Annotated in this window: 21 protein-coding genes; 11 read left to right on the top strand and 10 right to left on the bottom strand. The window is 61.3% G+C overall.

What is annotated here, in order from left to right; all coding sequences use genetic code 11:
* Nucleotides 1-32 precede the first annotated feature (32 nt).
* Nucleotides 33-1196, top strand: coding sequence for a MalY/PatB family protein (locus FHS06_RS00720; protein WP_167044117.1), 1164 nt, complete (start codon nt 33-35; stop codon nt 1194-1196).
* Here FHS06_RS00720 and FHS06_RS00715 read toward each other — a convergent pair.
* From FHS06_RS00715 to FHS06_RS00700, 4 genes are all read right to left on the bottom strand, one after another.
* On the bottom strand, nt 1183-1980 hold the full coding sequence (locus FHS06_RS00715; protein WP_167044115.1) for a transglutaminase-like domain-containing protein: 798 nt from the start codon (nt 1978-1980) through the stop codon (nt 1183-1185). The two genes, FHS06_RS00720 and FHS06_RS00715, sit on opposite strands and share 14 nt — an antisense overlap.
* Before the next feature lie 50 nt (nt 1981-2030).
* Nucleotides 2031-2372 (bottom strand): hypothetical protein, encoded by a 342-nt coding sequence (locus FHS06_RS00710; RefSeq protein ID WP_167044113.1) that lies wholly within the window; start codon nt 2370-2372, stop codon nt 2031-2033.
* Nucleotides 2373-2455: 83 nt separating this feature from the next.
* Nucleotides 2456-4111, bottom strand: coding sequence for an MDR family MFS transporter (locus FHS06_RS00705; RefSeq protein ID WP_167044110.1), 1656 nt, complete (start codon nt 4109-4111; stop codon nt 2456-2458).
* A gap of 21 nt (nt 4112-4132) precedes the next feature.
* Entirely contained in the window at nt 4133-4729 is a 597-nt protein-coding gene (locus FHS06_RS00700; RefSeq protein ID WP_167044108.1) for a TetR/AcrR family transcriptional regulator, read from the bottom strand.
* A 101-nt stretch (nt 4730-4830) separates the two neighbouring features.
* Between FHS06_RS00700 and FHS06_RS00695 the strand changes: the two genes are divergently transcribed.
* On the top strand, nt 4831-5322 hold the full coding sequence (locus tag FHS06_RS00695) for a MarR family winged helix-turn-helix transcriptional regulator (RefSeq protein WP_167044105.1): 492 nt from the start codon (nt 4831-4833) through the stop codon (nt 5320-5322).
* 84 nt (nt 5323-5406) lie between these two features.
* Nucleotides 5407-5862, top strand: a complete 456-nt coding sequence (locus FHS06_RS00690) for a MarR family transcriptional regulator (RefSeq protein WP_167044103.1) — start codon at nt 5407-5409, stop codon at nt 5860-5862.
* Here FHS06_RS00690 and FHS06_RS00685 read toward each other — a convergent pair.
* Nucleotides 5859-6176: a DUF7882 family protein gene (locus FHS06_RS00685; protein ID WP_167044093.1), complete on the bottom strand. Its 318-nt coding sequence runs from the start codon at nt 6174-6176 to the stop codon at nt 5859-5861. The genes FHS06_RS00690 and FHS06_RS00685 overlap by 4 nt on opposite strands.
* 44 nt (nt 6177-6220) lie before the next feature.
* Nucleotides 6221-6385: a hypothetical protein gene (locus FHS06_RS00680; protein WP_167044090.1), complete on the bottom strand. Its 165-nt coding sequence runs from the start codon at nt 6383-6385 to the stop codon at nt 6221-6223.
* Between the two features lie 138 nt (nt 6386-6523).
* On the opposite strand from FHS06_RS00680, the gene FHS06_RS00675 reads away from it, so the two are divergent.
* Nucleotides 6524-6874, top strand: a complete 351-nt coding sequence (locus FHS06_RS00675) for a DUF7882 family protein (protein ID WP_167044087.1) — start codon at nt 6524-6526, stop codon at nt 6872-6874.
* A 6-nt stretch (nt 6875-6880) separates the two neighbouring features.
* Here the strand turns inward: FHS06_RS00675 and FHS06_RS00670 are convergent, their stop codons facing one another.
* Complete coding sequence (locus FHS06_RS00670) at nt 6881-7459, bottom strand: flavin reductase family protein (RefSeq protein ID WP_167044084.1); 579 nt, start codon at nt 7457-7459, stop codon at nt 6881-6883.
* A gap of 192 nt (nt 7460-7651) precedes the next feature.
* On the opposite strand from FHS06_RS00670, the gene FHS06_RS00665 reads away from it, so the two are divergent.
* Both FHS06_RS00665 and FHS06_RS00660 read left to right on the top strand, forming a co-directional pair.
* On the top strand, nt 7652-8644 hold the full coding sequence (locus tag FHS06_RS00665; protein ID WP_167044081.1) for a pyridoxal-phosphate dependent enzyme: 993 nt from the start codon (nt 7652-7654) through the stop codon (nt 8642-8644).
* Nucleotides 8641-9807, top strand: coding sequence for a cystathionine gamma-synthase (locus FHS06_RS00660; RefSeq protein WP_167044078.1), 1167 nt, complete (start codon nt 8641-8643; stop codon nt 9805-9807). Before FHS06_RS00665 ends, FHS06_RS00660 begins: the two co-directional genes overlap by 4 nt.
* 85 nt (nt 9808-9892) lie before the next feature.
* On the opposite strand, the gene FHS06_RS00655 is transcribed toward FHS06_RS00660, so the two are convergent.
* From FHS06_RS00655 to FHS06_RS00645, 3 genes are all read right to left on the bottom strand, one after another.
* Nucleotides 9893-10315 carry an organic hydroperoxide resistance protein gene (locus FHS06_RS00655; RefSeq protein WP_167044075.1) on the bottom strand — a complete coding sequence of 141 codons (423 nt, stop codon included), beginning with the start codon at nt 10313-10315 and terminating at the stop codon, nt 9893-9895.
* Nucleotides 10316-10341: 26 nt separating this feature from the next.
* Nucleotides 10342-10782, bottom strand: coding sequence for a MarR family winged helix-turn-helix transcriptional regulator (locus FHS06_RS00650; RefSeq protein ID WP_182486466.1), 441 nt, complete (start codon nt 10780-10782; stop codon nt 10342-10344).
* Between the two features lie 81 nt (nt 10783-10863).
* Nucleotides 10864-11589: an L-ribulose-5-phosphate 4-epimerase gene (locus FHS06_RS00645; RefSeq protein WP_167044072.1), complete on the bottom strand. Its 726-nt coding sequence runs from the start codon at nt 11587-11589 to the stop codon at nt 10864-10866.
* Between the two features lie 100 nt (nt 11590-11689).
* Between FHS06_RS00645 and FHS06_RS00640 the strand changes: the two genes are divergently transcribed.
* The 5 genes from FHS06_RS00640 to FHS06_RS00620 all read left to right on the top strand — a co-directional run bounded on the left by FHS06_RS00640 (nt 11690) and on the right by FHS06_RS00620 (nt 16744).
* Complete coding sequence (locus FHS06_RS00640) at nt 11690-12139, top strand: GNAT family N-acetyltransferase (protein ID WP_310734768.1); 450 nt, start codon at nt 11690-11692, stop codon at nt 12137-12139.
* 110 nt (nt 12140-12249) lie between these two features.
* The gene (locus FHS06_RS00635) at nt 12250-14082 is read left to right on the top strand and encodes a glycoside hydrolase family 15 protein (RefSeq protein WP_167044068.1); all 1833 of its coding nucleotides are present in this window, start codon (nt 12250-12252) and stop codon (nt 14080-14082) included.
* Nucleotides 14072-15007 (top strand): SMP-30/gluconolactonase/LRE family protein, encoded by a 936-nt coding sequence (locus tag FHS06_RS00630; protein WP_167044066.1) that lies wholly within the window; start codon nt 14072-14074, stop codon nt 15005-15007. The genes FHS06_RS00635 and FHS06_RS00630 overlap by 11 nt, the downstream gene beginning before the upstream one ends.
* A 1-nt stretch (nt 15008) precedes the next feature.
* The gene (locus FHS06_RS00625) at nt 15009-15809 is read left to right on the top strand and encodes an SDR family NAD(P)-dependent oxidoreductase (protein ID WP_167044062.1); all 801 of its coding nucleotides are present in this window, start codon (nt 15009-15011) and stop codon (nt 15807-15809) included.
* Nucleotides 15810-15847: 38 nt separating this feature from the next.
* Nucleotides 15848-16744: an SDR family oxidoreductase gene (locus tag FHS06_RS00620; RefSeq protein WP_167044059.1), complete on the top strand. Its 897-nt coding sequence runs from the start codon at nt 15848-15850 to the stop codon at nt 16742-16744.
* Nucleotides 16745-16775: the final 31 nt, after the last annotated feature.

Raw genomic sequence — 16775 nt, 5'->3', positions numbered from 1 at the left:
GCGTCGCACACATCCTGCGCGAGAATTGAGTCATGTCCACTCCAGATTTTGACGCCATCACCGAGTCTCAACTCCGAGCCAACGGAAGCATGAAGTGGACGATGTTCCCCGATTCGATCGGCGCGTTCGTCGCAGAGATGGATTTCGGGATGGCGCCACCGATCGCAACCGCCCTCAAGACTGCAATTGACACCGGCGTCACCGGCTACCTGCCGACGAAGCTCGCGAGTGACCTCTCAGCGGCGACTGCTTCTTGGTACGCGAGCAAATACGGGTGGCAAGTTGCTTCTGATCGGGTACACCACGTGCCCGATGTGATCGCAGCGTTCGAGCTTGCAATCAAGACTTTCACCAAGCCCGGCTCAGCCGTGATCGTCCCGACTCCCGCGTACATGCCGTTTCTTTTGGTGCCCCCGATGCTCGGGCGAGAGGTGATCGAAGTGCCGAGTATCAACGTGGACGGTCGCATGGTCATGGACCTCGACGGTATTGCGCGCGCGTTCGATGACGGAGCCGGTCTGCTCGTGCTCTGCAATCCCCACAACCCCCTCGGTACTGTTTTCACGCGCGAGGAACTCCTTGCGACAGCCGCTGTCGTCCATGAAAAGGGTGGCCGCGTCTTCTCGGACGAAATTCACGCGCCCCTGATCTACCGCGGTGCGCACCACGTACCGTACGCGTCGGTGTCAGCGGATGCCGCGGCTCACACAATTACGGCGGCATCGGCCTCGAAGGCGTGGAATCTGGCGGGGCTCAAATGCGCTCAGGTAATCCTGTCGAACGACGCGGATGCCGCAGTGTGGGAAGAACTCGGTTTCTGGGCGGGCCACGGCACTTCAACGCTCGGCGTGCTGGCCAATACGGCGGCGTATTCGGCTGGAAGCGAGTGGCTCGACACCGTCGTTGACTATCTCGACGGCAACCGCAGGCTCCTCGCGGAGCTCATCGCAGAGCACCTCCCGCGGGCCAAGGTGACGCTCCCAGAGGGTACCTACATCGCTTTGATTGATTTTCGCGACTACGGGCTCACGGGCGATCTTGGAGAGTGGTTCCGTGAGAACGCTCATGTCGCGATGACTGACGGCGCGTCATGTGGTGAAGCGGCAATTGGGCACACTCGGTTCGTGTTTGCGCTTCCGCGTCCGCTCTTGCGTGAAGCGATCGAACGTATGGGTGCTGCGCTCAGGCAATACTGACGGTCTGGCTCAGATCGTCAGTCGGTAGTGAATCTGCGACGGCGCTCACCGTCACGCTGACGAGATCGGCGCGACCAGATATCACGTTCAGGAACGCCGTGTCGGCGGCATCCCGGCCGGTCGCAATGCGCACGAGACTTGAGCGGGGAGCGAGGGTCGTCGCATCGACGACGCACCACTGACCGCCCACCCACGCCTCGGCGACGGCGTGAAAATCCATGGGGCTGAGCCCGGGTGCGTACACCGCGACGAGTCGTGCCGGAACCCCGAGCGCGCGAAGGAGCGCAACAGACAGGTGGGAGTAGTCGCGGCAGACGCCTTTGCGTGCGAGAAGTGTTCGCTCGGCTCCATCGGTCGGAAGCGATGAGCCAGACACGTAGGCGAGGCGCGTGCCCACCCACGATGAGACTGCTGTGAGGAGTTCACGGTGATCAGAAATTCCGGCGAACTCGGCAGCGGCGGTGGGGCCGAGCGCATCAGACTCCGCGTATCGGCTTGGCCGTACGTAGGTCAGAAGGTCGGTATCACTCGCGGCAGCAGCCGTACCCTCACCGTCGAGCGTTGCGCTGTACTCTACGACGAGTTCGCCGACGCCCGAAAGTACGCGGTGCAGGCGCGTTTCGTGGAGGTCGGCTAGCTCCGAGATCGCTAACATCTGACCGTCGAGAGTTGCAACGAGTGATTCGGTTACAGGCGCGGAATGGCCCGACACCGCGATTGTGAATACGAGGTCGGCGGGTGCGGTAATCGCCAGGACAATGCGGCTCGAAACTTCCCTCTTCATGCGCTCATCATGTCAGAGGGTTCGGCAGTAGCGGGGATCGGGCGGCGATGTCAACGCCGAGGTGGGTAGCTCGGGATGCGGTTGGGCTTGGAGTGACCTGGGGATCGCTCGGACCACTCCACGAGATCGGTGAGAACATCGTCGAGCGTGGCGTAGCGAGTGCGAAGCGGTACCCTCGAACACCACGAGACGGTGACGGAATCTTCGTCGGCAACCTCGCTGATATATGCAAGAACGTCATTTGCTACTTGTGATTTACGGTCAACGATCGACCAGTGCCCATCGTCGACTCGTCGAAGGGCGAACCGGTCGGCACCGCCATTTCGAGACCTTGCCGCGTTTTCACTCTGTACGGTGTCGTATATCGTTCCGCCGCCTGCCATCGTGCTCATCTCCCTCGATTCATCACGCGGGTTTCCCCAAACCCTTTCGAAGAACTATGCGCTCATTTCGCGTCGCGCGCCAGGGAGTTGACTTACTGAGACGACGTGCTACTCCGCGGGTTTTTCCCCGTAGAAGCGCGGTCGGGAGTGGATGTCGTCGCTCGGTGCTCCGCATCGAGGCGTTCCGCATCCTCGCCGCCAATTGCTTCGCCGCGGGCGACGAGGCCCGCTTGCTCCGAGAGCGGGATCTGCTTCAAGAAGAGTGAGAGCACAAACGCAATAGCGATGAACGGCACGAGGTACCAGAACACCGGCGCCAGCGCATCGGCGTAGGCCGTGACGATGCCCTCGCGGACGGCCGCGGGCAGGTCGTTCAGCGCCTGAGGATTGATGGTGGATGTGGCATCCGCGGCTTGAGACGCTGTTGCGCCCGCGTTAGTGAACACCGTAGTGAGATTTTCAGTGAGGCGTGTAGTAAAAATCGTGCCGAACACTGCTGTGCCGAGCGCTGCTCCTACCTCACGGAAGTAGTTGTTGGTGCTCGTAGCTGTGCCGATTTGAGCCGCGGGAACCGAGTTCTGCGCAACAAGTACGATGACCTGCAAGATGAGGCCGAGGCCCGCGCCGAGCAGGAAAAGGTAGAAGCAGATCAGCCAGATCGGTGTGCTCGCTGTCAACATCGTCATCATGACGAGAGATATTGCCGTGACGACCGTTCCTGCGATCGGGTAGATGCGGTAGCGGCCGGTTTTGGTGATGAGAAGACCGGAGGTGATCGATGTTCCCATGAGCCCGACGATCATCGGCAACAGGAGGAGACCGGACACTGCGGCTGACGTTCCGGTTGACATTTGGAGGAAGGTCGGCACGAATCCGATGGCCGCAAACATCGCGATACCGATCGCGAGTCCGATTGCGGTGGCGTTGATGAAGATTGGGTTGCGGAACAGGCTGAGCGGAATGATGGGGTCTTTCGCGCGAGCTTCCGCCGCGATGAAGGCGATGATCGCCAAGACCATTCCTGCGCCCCATGCCCATGTTTCGATCGCGTCCCAGCCGTGAGCATTATCGCCGCCAAAGTCGGTGAAGAAGATGAGGCAGGTGGTGGCGAGCGACAGGAAGAGTACGCCGAGGATGTCGATCGGCTTCGTCGCTTTCTTGTTCGGCAGCTTCAGCGCGAAGACAGCGATAATGAGCGCTGCGATGCCGATCGGGATGTTGATGTAGAAGGCCCACTGCCAGGTGAGGTGGTCAACAAAGAAGCCACCGAGGAGAGGGCCGGCGACGGCCGATAGGCCGAAGATGCCGCCGAGCGGGCCGAGGTACTTTCCGCGTTCGTTTGCCGGAACGATATCCGCGATGATCGCCTGCGACAGGATCATGAGTCCGCCACCGCCCAGCCCTTGGAGTGCACGGAAAACGACAAACATCCAAAAGCTCGACGCGAACGCGCAGCCGACCGAGGCGAGTGTGAAGAGCGCGATCGCAGTGATGAAAAGCCGGCGCCGGCCGAGCACGTCGCCGAACTTGCCATAGATCGGCAGCACGATAGTGGTTGCGAGGAGGTACGCCGTCGTGATCCACACCTGGTGCTCGACGCCACCGAGTTCGCCAACGATGGTCGGAAGCGCAGTGCTCACAATCGTTTGATCGAGGCTCGCGAGAAACATTCCCGCGATCAGCGCGCTAAAAATTATCCAGATGCGCCGCTGTGTCAGCAAAATCGGCGCGGGTGCTGCGTGAGACATGTCATCCATTCGAAAAGGTACTTAGCCAGCGAGGAGTTCGCGCGCGATCTCAAGGCGTGCAAACAGGAGAGTGCGAAAGTCGTAGTCGGCGCCCGAGAGATACTCGGCGACGGTGGGTCGCATGAGCGAACCGACGAGCCGCACCGCTGTGACGGCCCGCTCGTCCCCGGGGAAGAATTTCTCACGCTCTTCAGTGCGCGCGATGTCGTCCCGATCGCTCTTTGCCACAAGATCGAGCAAAGAAGACAGAAGCGCAGGTTCGCGATCAAGAGCGGCAGCGACGCTGTCGAGTTCACTCGAGTGCATATCCATGCGTTCCCAGCGGACTGCTTGCAACTCGGCCAGATCTTGGATCAAATTCCCCGTGGGACCACCCGCGACGTAGGCATCATCGAGGTCGCTGACGTCGCTCCGCAACGAGATCCCGAGGACGGCGTTTTCTTTCGACGCGAAGTAGTTGAAGAACGTACGGCGCGAAACGCCGACCTCCTCGCACAGCTCTTCGATTGTGAACCCGGCGAGACCAACCGTGGCTGTGTGTTTCCGCGCGGTGGCGCGAAGGCGCTGTGCGGTGGCGGAGATATGCTGCTCCCGAAGTGAAGGTGCACTATCGATCATAAAGTGCAGTATTGCACTCTGACCTTCAGAGTGCAATTCACGCGATTGTCACGCGCGCGACAGTCGAGCTGGGTCGTCGGTTAAGGGGTACCGTCGCATCTATGACGGAGAGCCCAGGGCATCGTGATGATGACGTTGATCTACTCATCGACGTGTGGTCGCGTCTGCTCCCTGACGTTGATCTCACGCCTTTGGACGTGATGTCGCGTCTTCGTCGTGCATCTCACCGACTTGCGGCGCTGCGGGCACGAGCATTCGCTTCGGCAGGTCTCCGTTCGTGGGAATTCGACGTTCTGGCGGCGCTTCGCCGCGACGAGCAAGGAGAGCTCAGCCCTTCGCAGCTGATCGAAGCCACGATGATTGGAAGTGCTGCGATGACAACGCGACTCGACAAGCTTTCTGGTCGAAACCTCATCGTGCGGCGACCAAGCCCGCGCGATGGCAGGGGAGTGCTTGTCACCATTACCCCCGAAGGCGCCGAGCGCGTCGACGGTGCGATGCGCGAGCTCGCGCGCCGGGAGGCGGAGGCGCTCGCCGAGGTGAGTCGGGCTGACCAGGCGACGCTGGCGCGAGTGCTTCGAATACTCAGTTAGATCCTGCACGAAATGGGGCAAGTAGTCAGGCTGCCTAACTATAATGGGATTGACTGAGCTCAGATGAACCCGAATCGAGGCGATGTGACAACCACAGACGACACGACCGCGCTAGATGCCGCTGCGCGCTCAGTAGAGCGCCTACGACTGTCTGAGTCGAGGCTGGCACGTCGGCGCCAGACCGATTGCGGGCCGAGTGAGAACGCGCGAGCCGCCATGCGATTCGTGCTTGAGCGCACCGATGCAGGCGAAGATGTCACTCCCACATTGATCGCCGAGTATCTCGGGGTGTCAACGGCGTCCGTTACCGGAATGCTCGACCGCCTTCACTCGGGAAGCATGATCGCCTTTGCGCCAAATCCCGCGGATCGACGCAGCAAACTCGTCGTACCGTTTGATCGCGGCGCCGACCCTGACGACATTGACCCGCTTACGGCGCAGATTCGCAAAATGGTGCGACAGCTTTCGGATTCCGAGGCGAAGAAGGTTTCGCAGTTTCTCGCTCAGGTTGCCGATGCTGTCGATCAGGAGTGCACTTAACGAGCTGAACCCTGTGCAATGGCGTCAGGCTCAGGGAGCAGTGTGAGCCCTTGCGTTCCGCTCGCCTCGTGCATGAGCGCGTCAATCCAGTGGCGATTCATGGCGGGAAGGCGACTTCCGTAGAAATGGAAGACGATTGCGATGCCGGGGTGAATCCAGAGACTTCTTGATCCGCTGCCATCCCCGCTGGCGATGTGGAGCATGAAAGGCTCCGTACGGCGCAGCTTGTTCATGAACACCACACGCAAGTGGGCGAGTGTGCGGTCGTCGATGTCGAATGACTGTCCAGACGACGTATAAATCAGTTTTCCCACGAAATGAGACTACACGCGAGCGAGGGTTAACTAAGTTCGTGACGCTATGGCCGATCGGATGCCGGTCGCCAGTGCGCAACATCTGCGACAAGTCCTTCGAGAACTTCGACGCATTCTGGCGTCTCGTTCGGGGCGTTGACGTGATAATTGACCGGTAAATCATCGACGAGCTGTTTTGCTCTGGGTCCACCCTCGAGTAGGTACAGCATTCGATAACGCTAACGACCATTGCGACATCAGTCCTAGGGGTTGAAAACCCCACTTTTTCGTGTTCCAGGTATCGAGACTCGATCTGGTTAATAACTAGCTAAGCTAGAAGCTAGTTTGAACTACAGATCGGAGCCTTGATGGGTTCGTTGTACTACGGCAGCACTGAGGCTCCCATTCACTTTCCCGACCGACTTCTTGCGCACCTCAAGGTTGTCGCCGCGACAAAACTTCGTCGCGGAGAGAGCTTCACTCTTTCTTGGCGGCACTCGGATTCCTCGCCGGGTGGCAGAAGCACACTTTGGATTCAGCCTTCGATCCCGCTGCGATTCGTTTTCGAAGGTGCTGAGGCTGAAAAGCTGAGTTCGGCATTTTTGCAAGAGCTGGCGGTGTCTGCGAACTCTTCCGGAGGTCTCTCCGTGAGCCTGGAGCAGGTCATCCCCGAGCCGCCGGAAGATCGCGCGAGCACCCTTTCAGCGGCGCTTGCTTAACGCGACTCAGGTGAGGCGCGAGTGGTCGCCCAGTCGATGCCACGTGCGATTGTGGTAAACCAGTGCATCACCGTGAGCGCCGGGCTCGACATCGCGATCGATGCTCGCCTGGAGCGCGTGAGCTGCAATGACTGTGGAGCCGCCGGCGTCCATCCGATCGATGACACTGCAGCGAACCCAAGCGCGCACACCGTGGTACACCGGCTCACCTGAGGTGAGGCGTGACCACGCTGTAGTGTCGGCGAAGCGATCGACGCCACTGGTCGCAGCAAGACGCGCGACATCGACATCGGCTGAGTCGAGAAGGTGCACCACGATGGTTCCGGCAGCCGAAATCGTGGGTGCGGCTGACGACTGTGACGAAATTGAGAAGATCAAAAGCGGCGGTTCGGCGCTGACCGATGAAACTGATGTTGCCGTCAGCGCGACAGGTCCATTGCCTGCGTCGGCTGTGATGACGGCTACACCTCCCGGGTGTCCGCGAAACACTGCCTTGAATTCATCGGCGCTGAGCGAACCGGTGAGAGATGCGGATGCGGAGAGGCCCTCGTCGTCGGAAGCTGCTGCGTGCGTGAACTGACCCATACACATAACTTTAGTCGCCACCGGCGTGCCAAGCGCCGATGTGTCACGCCAGTGGACTGGCTGAATGCAAGCTAACCCGCTACGCTCACACCCGTGCTGAACTGTCGTTGTTGTCGCTGAGAGGCTTCGCCCTCCCCCAACCCACATCAGCCATGCGCGCATTCTTTCGCGCCACACCCCTCAGGACATTCCGTGCGATACGCGCAAAACATCACTGACCTCGTTGGAAACACCCCGCTCGTGCGGTTGAACCGCGTGACCGCTGGCATCAGCGCAACGGTGCTTGCCAAGGTCGAGTACTTCAACCCCGGTGGCTCTTCGAAAGACCGCATCGCCGCCAATATTCTCGACGCAGCCGAAGAAGATGGCCTGCTCCGGCCGGGCGGAACCATCGTGGAACCGACGAGCGGCAACACCGGGGTTGGCCTCGCTCTCGTTGCGCAACAGCGGGGGTACCGATGCATTTTTGTTGTGCCCGACAAGGTGGCGGAAGACAAGCGCGCAGTGCTTCGCGCATACGGCGCTGAGGTCATTGTCACGCCCACTTCGGTGCAACCAGATGACCCACGTTCGTACTACAGCGTCTCCGACAGCCTCGCGGCATCGATTCCCGGGGCGTTCAAGCCCAACCAGTACAGCAATATGCAGGGGCCACGCAGCCACTTCGAGTCGACCGGCCCCGAGATCTGGCGCGACACCGACGGCAAGCTCACCCATTTTGTTGCCGGAGTCGGCACCGGCGGAACGATCAGCGGTGCGGGCGGTTATCTGAAGAAAATCTCCGATGGTGCGGTGCGCATCATCGGAGCAGATCCTGTGGGATCGATCTACTCGGGCGGGCCCATTCACACCTACGACGTCGAAGGCGTTGGCGAAGACTTCTGGCCGGAGGCCTACAACCGCCACGTCGTCGATCAGTTTCACCGCGTCGACGACAGCGAATCCTTCGCCATGACACGTCGGCTCGCGCGGGAAGAGGGACTCCTTGTCGGCGGATCGAGCGGAATGGCAGTCGTCGCTGCACTCCGCGAGGCTCGTGCTCTCCCCGCCGATGCCGTGGTCGTTGTGCTGCTGCCCGATCACGGCCGCGGCTATCTCAGCAAGATTTTTGACGACGCGTGGATGAATGCACGCGGATATGACAGCGATACTCAACCAACATCAACGGCAGGGACTCACTCATGAGCGAAGAAACGGCATCCGCAGCTCGACGTTTTGAAAGCCTCGCGGTACACGCGGGCCAAGCATTTGACCCTACGACCGGTGCCGTGATTCCGCCCGTGCACTTCTCGACAACCTACGCACAAGACGGCATTGGTGGTCTTCGCGGCGGGTACGAGTACGGACGCAGCGGCAATCCCACGCGCTCAGCGCTCGAGACGCAACTTGCCGCGATCGAGGGAGGTGCGCACGCACTATCATTTGCGTCCGGCCTCGCCGCCGAAGATGCACTACTACGCGCTCTTTTGCAGCCCGGAGATGAAGTGCTGCTCAGTAACGACGTGTACGGCGGCACCTACCGTTTGCTTGCTCGAGTGCTGGCGCCATGGGGAATTGGGCTTCGCATCGTGGACATGAGCGACCTCGAGGCTGTCCGCGCGGCTCTCGAAGAGCGCCCGGCAAAGGTGTTGTGGGTCGAGACGCCAAGCAACCCGTTGCTGCGTATCACCGACATTGCCGGGCTCGCTGATCTCGGCCACGCGGCCGGAGCTGTCGTCGTCGTGGATAACACCTTCGCCTCACCCGCCCTGCAGCAGCCGCTCTCACTCGGAGCTGACGTCGTGGTGCACTCAACGACCAAGTACCTCGGTGGTCACTCCGATGTCGTCGGTGGAGCGCTCGTCATCAACGATGATGCTCTTGCCGAGCAGGCGAAGTTCTTGCAGTTCGCTGCGGGAGCGGTGTCTGGTCCCATGGATGCGTGGCTCACAACGCGTGGCGTCAAAACGCTGGCGGTTCGGATGCAGCGCCATAGCGAAAATGGGGGAGCGATCGCGTCGTTCCTCGAATCAGACGAGCGTGTCGCTCGGGTTTACTACCCGGGGCTCGAATCCCACCCGGGGCACGAACTCGCCGCGCGCCAGATGTCAGGATTCGGCGGAATCGTCTCGCTCGCGCTCGCAGATGGTGTGGCGGCTCGAAAGTTCGCTGAGTCGACGCGGCTGTTCACCCTCGCCGAGTCGCTTGGCGGGGTCGAGTCGCTGCTCAACTACCCCGATGCGATGACCCATGCGTCGGTGCGAGGAACGGAGCTTGCGGTCCCCGAAGAGGTTGTGCGGTTGTCTGTCGGCATCGAGAACATCGACGACCTGATTGCCGATCTCGACCAGGCGCTCGCGGCAGTCTGACCTCAAAAAACTGGGGGCCACGGCTGTGACATCATCACGGCCATGACCCCCAGCATCCGGGGTGGATGCAGTTGCCTACAGAGGATTAGTCCTCAACGACGGTTACTGTCACTTCGATGTTGCCGCGGGTCGCGTTGGAGTAGGGGCACACCTGGTGGGCAGCATCGGCGAGCGCCTGAGCCTTGTCGTGCTCCATGTCGGGAATGACGACCTCGAGCTGTACAGCGAGCTGGAATCCACCTTCGCCGTTGGGTCCGATCTGTACGCGCGAGCCGACGCTCGTGTCGCTCAGTGTGACCTTCTGTGCGCGGGCTACCGACTGGAGGGCGCTGTGGAAGCACGCGGCGTATCCCGCGGCGAAGTAGAGCTCGGGGTTCGGTGCGCCGCCTTCGCCGCCCATCTCCTTGGGGACGCGCACGTCGGAGTTGATGATGCCGTCGACGGTCGTGACGTGGCCGTTGCGGCCTCCGCCGGTTGCGAGTGCTTCTGCGGTGTAAAGAACGTCCATGATTCTGCCTTTCGGTTGGAGATACGTCAGGAAATGGGAAGTGTGTGGGGCTGGCGGATACCGTTGGTGTAGCTCTGCAGCGTGCCCAAAAGCGCTGTCGCAGCTGCCGGAGTGAGGTTCATGCACGAGGCCACCTGTAAGGGGAGGCTGCTCATCTCGTCACGCAGTGCGAGACCGCGCTCAGTGAGCGAGACCGTGACAACTCTTTCGTCGGGTGCTTCGCGGGTTCGCATGACGAGTCCGACGGAATCAAGTCGGCGCAGGAGCGGCGAGAGGGTTCCCGAGTCGAGGTCGAGTGTTTCGCCGAGGGCGCCCACCGAAAGCGGGCCTTCCGACCAGAGGCTCACCAGCACGAGGTACTGCGGATATGTGAGGTCCCATGGCTTGAGGAGCCTGCGGTATGCCTGCGTTGTGGCGCGGCTGGCGGAGTACAGCGAAAAGCACACCATGTTGTCGACCGCGTTCATCTATAAAGTATTGCACGCAACTAAATTGCGCACAACAGATTGAGCGAAGGCATAGCCTTTTCACACTCCGCCCGGGGTCGGCTAGATCGAGAGGGTGAGCGGAGCGGTTTCGGAGCCGCCCTGACCGTAGACGTTCTGGTATCGGTCCCAGAGTGAGTCGATCAGGTGGGTTTCGATCGGAACCGGGGTACCCATTTGGCGGGCGCTGTGCACAGCTCGCGCAACTTCTTCGACCATGACGGCGGCTTTCACAGCGTCTTTGCCGTCGCGGCCGATGGTGAAAGGCCCGTGGTTTGCCATGAGGACGGCGCGGCTCCGACCGCCCGAAAGAGTGTCGACGATGCCGCGCCCGATCGAGTCATCACCGATGAGTGCAAAGGGGCCGATCGGGATCGGTCCACCGAATTCGTCAGCCATCATCGTGAGCGTGCAAGGGATAGCTTCCTGGTTCATCGCCCACGCCGTAGCGAACGTCGAGTGTGTGTGCACGACGCCGCCCACGTTGGGCATGTGCTTGTAGACGTATGCGTGTGCCGCAGTGTCAGAGGATGGGGCCTTCGCACCCTCGACGAGATTGCCGTCAAGATCGCACACGACCATAGCTTCGGCGGAGAGGTCGTCGTACGAGACGCCGGAGGGCTTAATGACGAAGAGGTCTTCTCCGCCGGGAACCTTTACGCGCTGTGAGACGTTGCCCGCTGTCCAGACAACGAGCTCCCACCGTGGGAGTTCGGCGTGAAGGTCAGCGACGACCTTGCGTGCGCGTTCGATTTCTTCGCGGACGACCGCGGAAAGAGATGAAGTCATCGGGTGATGTCCTTTCAGGATGCTCCGCACCAGCTTTCCAGGTCTGAAGCTTCCGCGCGTGCACCCCTGGCCGGTCGGCGCCCGCCGGTAGCGTAAAAGTGTGACTGTGACACTGCAATTCGGGGCCGTAGCCAATATTCCATCGTCAACGCTGTACGCGATCGCCCGGCTGCGGATGCTCGTGTTCGTCGTCGAGCAAGAAGCTGCCTACGCTGACCTCGATGGGCGCGACGTTGAGCCCGGTGCTGAACTCGCCTGGGCTGTCGACGACGAGACTGGCGCAATTGCTGCGACCCTCCGTGTTCTCGACGACGGCGATGCCATGCGTATCGGGCGGGTAGCGACGGATGCCGCATATCGCGGCCGCGGGATCGCCGGGGATCTCATGACCTGGGCGGTCGCGCGGTGCGGGGAACGTCGGCCGGGGCTGCCGATCGATCTCGATGCGCAGCAGCATCTCGCACCCTGGTACGCCCGCTTCGGGTTCGTGATCAGTGGGGCCGCGTTCGCAGAAGACGGAATTCCGCACGTTCCGATGCGTCGGTCGTAACCGAGTTCCAGACGCGCCGCGTCACTCCAGCTGCAGCGCGCCACTGCATCAAACTTGTCGTCAGCGCAACCCCCACCTCGCTTACTTTTGGCCTGCATATCGTTGCGGCGATGACTAAAAGCGAGCCGGCCCCTTCTGAAAGTGATCTGCGCGCGTACGCGGCGATTGGTGATGGCCGCACCGTCGCGCTGATCGGCTCGCGCGCGCAAATTGATTGGATGCCGACTCCTGATCTCAATGAGATGCCAGCGTTTGCTCGGATCCTCGACGAAGCAACCGGCGGATCGATCGAGCTTGCCCCGATCGCCCCGTTCGAGGTTTCTCGTCGGTACGTCGACCGCACGAACGTGCTCGAGACGACCTTCACGACAGGCACGGGCCGGGCGAAGATCACCGACGCGCTCGTGACGGGGGCCGCAGGTCGGTTGCCCTGGGCACAACTCGTCCGTCGCATCGATGGCGTCGAGGGTCAGGTCGAGTTCGGTTGGCGAGTGGAGGTTGGCACGGCGCTCCACACCGTGTCGCCCTGGGTGCAATCCACGCCGCAGGGCGAGATCATTCGTGCCGGTGACGTCTCGCTCGCCGTGATCGGTGGCAATCATGGCCCGACACCGCGAACAGAACCGCGTGCGGAGTATGACGCGGCAGCGGAGCCGACTCCCGCGTTTACCGGCGAGTTCACCGCCGAGGCGGAGTCCCGCCACGTAATCGCAGTAGTTGCGACAAGTGGCGAGCCGCTTTACATACCGGACGCCGACGACGCTGATCGTGGTGTCGATCGTACGATCGCCAACTGGCGCGCGTGGTCGCGGGAATTCTCGTATGACGGCCCATGGGCACGACACGTGCAGCGCAGCGCGCTGGCACTCAAACTTTTGATCTTCAGTCCGACTGGCGCAATCGCGGCCGCGGCCACCAGTTCGTTGCCGGAGAACCCCGCCGGGGGCAAGAACTGGGACTACCGCTTCGCTTGGGTGCGCGACCTGGCGTATACCGCGAACGCACTCGTGCACTTCGGCCTTCGCGAAGAGACTCATGCCGCGGTTTCGTGGCTGCTGCGTTCGATTCGAGAGTCTGGGCCCGACCTTCATATTTTTTATAGCTTGAACGGCGATGTTCCTAGCGACACTCACACCCACGAGGTATCGGGCTGGAATGGTATCGGTCCGGTTGTGACGGGCAATCCCGCCCAAGGTCAGGTGCAGTTAGGCGTATACGGCGATCTCTTCTCGGTATGTCGGGTGTATGTCGATGCCGGCAATGTGCTCGATATCGAGACCGGTCGGATGCTGGCGGTCATTGCTGACCGGGTGTGCGATCTGTGGCGCGATCGCGATGCGGGCATGTGGGAACTGCCTGACGAAGCGCACTACACATCGTCGAAAATGGGCTGCTGGCAAGCGCTCAATGACGCTGTGCACCTCGCTGAGATCGGCCAGGTTGCCGGTTCTGCCGATCGCTGGGCCACGGAGCGCGACCGCATCCGTCTGTGGATTGAAGAGAACTGCTGGTCAGAAGACATGGGCGCGTACACAATGCATCCCGACACCACTGACCTTGACGCGTCGGTGCTGCTGCACGCGCCCAGCGGGTTCGATCGGGGCGACCGGATGTCGTCGACGATCGACGCCATCACGGGCGCGCTCGGAGACGGGAGCCTTCTCTATCGCTACAGCGGTGTCGATCGTGAGGAACACACGTTCGTTGCATGCGCGTTCTGGCGTGCGGGGGCGCTGGCATGCGTCGGGCGATATGACGAAGCAATTGAACTCATGGACGATCTCGTCACTCGCGGCAACGATGTCGGGCTGTTCTCCGAGATGATCTCGGCGCGCGATGGCAGCTTTTGGGGAAATCTTCCCCAGGGACTCAGTCACTTGGCGCTCATCAACGCCGCCATCATCATTCGCGAAGTAGCAGGGGGGAAGGCCGATGGTCATTGACACTGTTTTTCGGACGGGGCCGGCAATCCTGGTCGAGAGCCTCTGGTGGGATGCGCGCACCGAAGAGATGGTGTGGGTCGACATTTCGGCTGGCACGATGCATCGCGGTCGCCTCGACGGAAACGTTGACGGCCGCGATGACCGTGTCGTTCAGTTGCCGCCGCCGGTTTCGGCTGTGCAACCAGCGCTCGGCGGTGGTTACGTCGCTGCGCTCAAAGACAGCGTCGTGGCTCTTGACGCTGACGGCACGATCGAGCGGACGATTGCGCACGTGACGCATTCACACGACGGCATCCGCTGCAACGAAGGAAAAGTGGACCCGTTCGGCCGCTTCCTTGTGGGGTCGATGGACGTGACGACCGGCGATCCCGACGGAACGCTGGTTGCGATCGAGCCCGACGGAAGCCTTCGTGAGCTGCGGGGCGGATTCGGAGTGGCCAACGGCTTCGAGTGGAGCGACAGCGGCGATGTCATGTTTGTCACAGATACTTCGACGAAGACTGTCTACCGAGCAAGCTACAACTCCGCTGGCGACCTGGGGGAGCTTCAGCCCTATCTCGTTGGGCGCACGTCGGACGGCCTTGTGCGCCGCCGCGAGGGTGGGTTTGTCAATGGTCTGTACGGCGAATCCGCGGCCGTGCTGTGGAGCGGCGAGGGCAGCACCCCCGCTGTGATGGAAGAGTTTGCGCTCCCCGCACCGCAGGTTACTTCGGTGGCCTTCGGCGGCCCAGATCTCGGCACGCTCTTCGTTGGCACGGCGCGCGAAAACCTCACCGAGGGCGACCTTGAATCGCACTCGCTTAGCGGCGCGATCTTTCGCCTTGACGGCGTCGGTCACGGCTACCCGGTGAACACTTTTGGCGCTACAGCACCCCAGCTATCGAGCGCAGCGTCACACCAAAACCGCATGATGGAAAGGAACTGACATGGACCTCGGAATTGCAGGACGAACAGCCCTTATCACCGGCGCCGACTCTGGAATCGGATGGGAGACAGCGCGGCTGCTTCTCGATGAAGGCGCCACCGTTGTGATCAGCGACATGGACCAGGCCGAACTCGACACGGCCGCGAAAACTCTGAAGGCACCCAAAGACCGGCTCTTCGCGTTCGCCGCCGACATCACGAGCGTTGACTCGTTGGCGGACCTGCATGAGAGGGTGGCGGATGCCGTTGGCGACATCGACATCTTGGTGCAGTCGGCGGGAGTTACTGGAGCGCAGGGGCTCTTTCATGAGATCACTGACGAAGGCTGGACGAAGACGATCGAAACCGACCTGATCGGTCCGGTTCGACTCATCCGTCAATTCCTGCCGATGCTTCGGCGCGGTGGCTGGGGTCGGCTCGTCCTTCTGGCCTCAGAAGACGCAGTGCAGCCTTATGACGACGAGTTGCCATACTGCGCCGCGAAGGCGGGCATCCTCGCTTTGGCGAAGGGCCTTTCGCGCTCTTATGCGCTCGAAGGTTTGCTTGTGAACGCTGTCTCGCCGGCGTTCATCCACACCCCGATGACTGACGCGATGATGAAAAAGCGTGCCGAGCAACTCGACGTGACTCCCACGCAAGCAATTACCTCGTTCCTCGACGAGGAACGGCCCTACATGGAGCTGAAGCGGCGCGGAGAGCCGGCAGAGGTCGCGAACGTGATCGCGTTCTTGTGTTCTGACCTCGCATCGTTCGTCAACGGTTCTAACTACCGCGTCGATTCGGGTTCTGTCGCGACCATTTAGTGCGAGATCCGGATCTGTTAGCCCACGAAGGAGACACCATGATTCGTGACCAGTACACGTTTATTAATCCTGTCGAGCTTTACAACGACATCGAACCGTCGGCTCAGCACCAGCAAGAACCGGGACTTGACGCTGAGCTCTCGCCGCGCGCCGATCTCGGCGAGAAGACCTACCGAGGTACCGGTCGATTGACAGGCAGAAAGGCCCTCATCACCGGCGCTGATTCTGGCATCGGTGCGGCGATAGCAATCGCCTACGCACGAGAAGGTGCCGACGTCGCGCTGAGCTATCTGCCAGAAGAGCAGGCGGATGCCGATCGGATCGCCACGCTGGTGCGTGACGCGGGGCGGACTGCTGTGTTGTTGCCGGGAGATATTCGGGATCACACTTTTGCCGAAAAGCTTGTCGAGGACGCCGCAAGAGGCCTCGGCGGCCTCGACATACTGGTGAACAATGCCGGAAAACAGGTGTGGAACGATGATCTCGAGGCCCTCACCGTCGAGCAGTTCGAATCGACATTTACGACGAACGTGTTTGCGATGTTCTGGATATCTAAAGCCGCGCTGAAGCACCTTGTTCCGGGCGCAACGATTATCAACACGACGAGCGTGCAGGCGTATAAGCCCGCTGGCATCCTGGTCGATTACGCCTCGACGAAGGCGACCATCAATGCGTTCACGAAGGCATTGGCTGAGCAGCTCGCACCCAAAGGTATTCGTGTGAATGCCGTAGCTCCCGGGCCCATCTGGACGCCGCTGCAGGTGACCGATGGTCAGCCGCAGGAGAAGATCGAGAGCTTTGGCGCCGAGACAGCGCTCGGTCGAATGGGGCAGCCGGCCGAACTCGCGCCGGCATATGTGTTCTTGGCATCGGCCGAATCGAGCTACGTCGTCGGAGAGACGATCAACGTCAACGGCGGCATGCCAACGCCATGAGCGACAAAGAGGCTGCGCGCTTCAGTACCGG

The organism is Microbacterium halimionae (assembly GCF_011761265.1).
GTDB lineage: Bacteria > Actinomycetota > Actinomycetes > Actinomycetales > Microbacteriaceae > Microbacterium > Microbacterium halimionae.
The sequence above is the reverse complement of the archived record's forward strand: the minus strand, read 5'-3'. Positions and strand labels throughout refer to the sequence as shown.

Excerpts from the sequence above, each read along its gene's own strand:
- FHS06_RS00720 (WP_167044117.1), top strand. The coding sequence starts at position 33 with ATGTCCACTCCAGATTTTGACGCCATCACCGAGTCTCAACTCCGAGCC.
- FHS06_RS00715 (WP_167044115.1), bottom strand. The coding sequence starts at position 1,980 with ATGAAGAGGGAAGTTTCGAGCCGCATTGTCCTGGCGATTACCGCACCC.
- FHS06_RS00710 (WP_167044113.1), bottom strand. The coding sequence starts at position 2,372 with ATGAGCACGATGGCAGGCGGCGGAACGATATACGACACCGTACAGAGT.
- FHS06_RS00705 (WP_167044110.1), bottom strand. The coding sequence starts at position 4,111 with ATGTCTCACGCAGCACCCGCGCCGATTTTGCTGACACAGCGGCGCATC.
- FHS06_RS00700 (WP_167044108.1), bottom strand. The coding sequence starts at position 4,729 with ATGATCGATAGTGCACCTTCACTTCGGGAGCAGCATATCTCCGCCACC.
- FHS06_RS00695 (WP_167044105.1), top strand. The coding sequence starts at position 4,831 with ATGACGGAGAGCCCAGGGCATCGTGATGATGACGTTGATCTACTCATC.
- FHS06_RS00680 (WP_167044090.1), bottom strand. The coding sequence starts at position 6,385 with ATGCTGTACCTACTCGAGGGTGGACCCAGAGCAAAACAGCTCGTCGAT.
- FHS06_RS00675 (WP_167044087.1), top strand. The coding sequence starts at position 6,524 with ATGGGTTCGTTGTACTACGGCAGCACTGAGGCTCCCATTCACTTTCCC.
- FHS06_RS00670 (WP_167044084.1), bottom strand. The coding sequence starts at position 7,459 with ATGGGTCAGTTCACGCACGCAGCAGCTTCCGACGACGAGGGCCTCTCC.
- FHS06_RS00660 (WP_167044078.1), top strand. The coding sequence starts at position 8,641 with ATGAGCGAAGAAACGGCATCCGCAGCTCGACGTTTTGAAAGCCTCGCG.
- FHS06_RS00655 (WP_167044075.1), bottom strand. The coding sequence starts at position 10,315 with ATGGACGTTCTTTACACCGCAGAAGCACTCGCAACCGGCGGAGGCCGC.
- FHS06_RS00650 (WP_182486466.1), bottom strand. The coding sequence starts at position 10,782 with ATGAACGCGGTCGACAACATGGTGTGCTTTTCGCTGTACTCCGCCAGC.
- FHS06_RS00645 (WP_167044072.1), bottom strand. The coding sequence starts at position 11,589 with ATGACTTCATCTCTTTCCGCGGTCGTCCGCGAAGAAATCGAACGCGCA.
- FHS06_RS00635 (WP_167044068.1), top strand. The coding sequence starts at position 12,250 with ATGACTAAAAGCGAGCCGGCCCCTTCTGAAAGTGATCTGCGCGCGTAC.
- FHS06_RS00630 (WP_167044066.1), top strand. The coding sequence starts at position 14,072 with ATGGTCATTGACACTGTTTTTCGGACGGGGCCGGCAATCCTGGTCGAG.
- FHS06_RS00625 (WP_167044062.1), top strand. The coding sequence starts at position 15,009 with ATGGACCTCGGAATTGCAGGACGAACAGCCCTTATCACCGGCGCCGAC.
- FHS06_RS00620 (WP_167044059.1), top strand. The coding sequence starts at position 15,848 with ATGATTCGTGACCAGTACACGTTTATTAATCCTGTCGAGCTTTACAAC.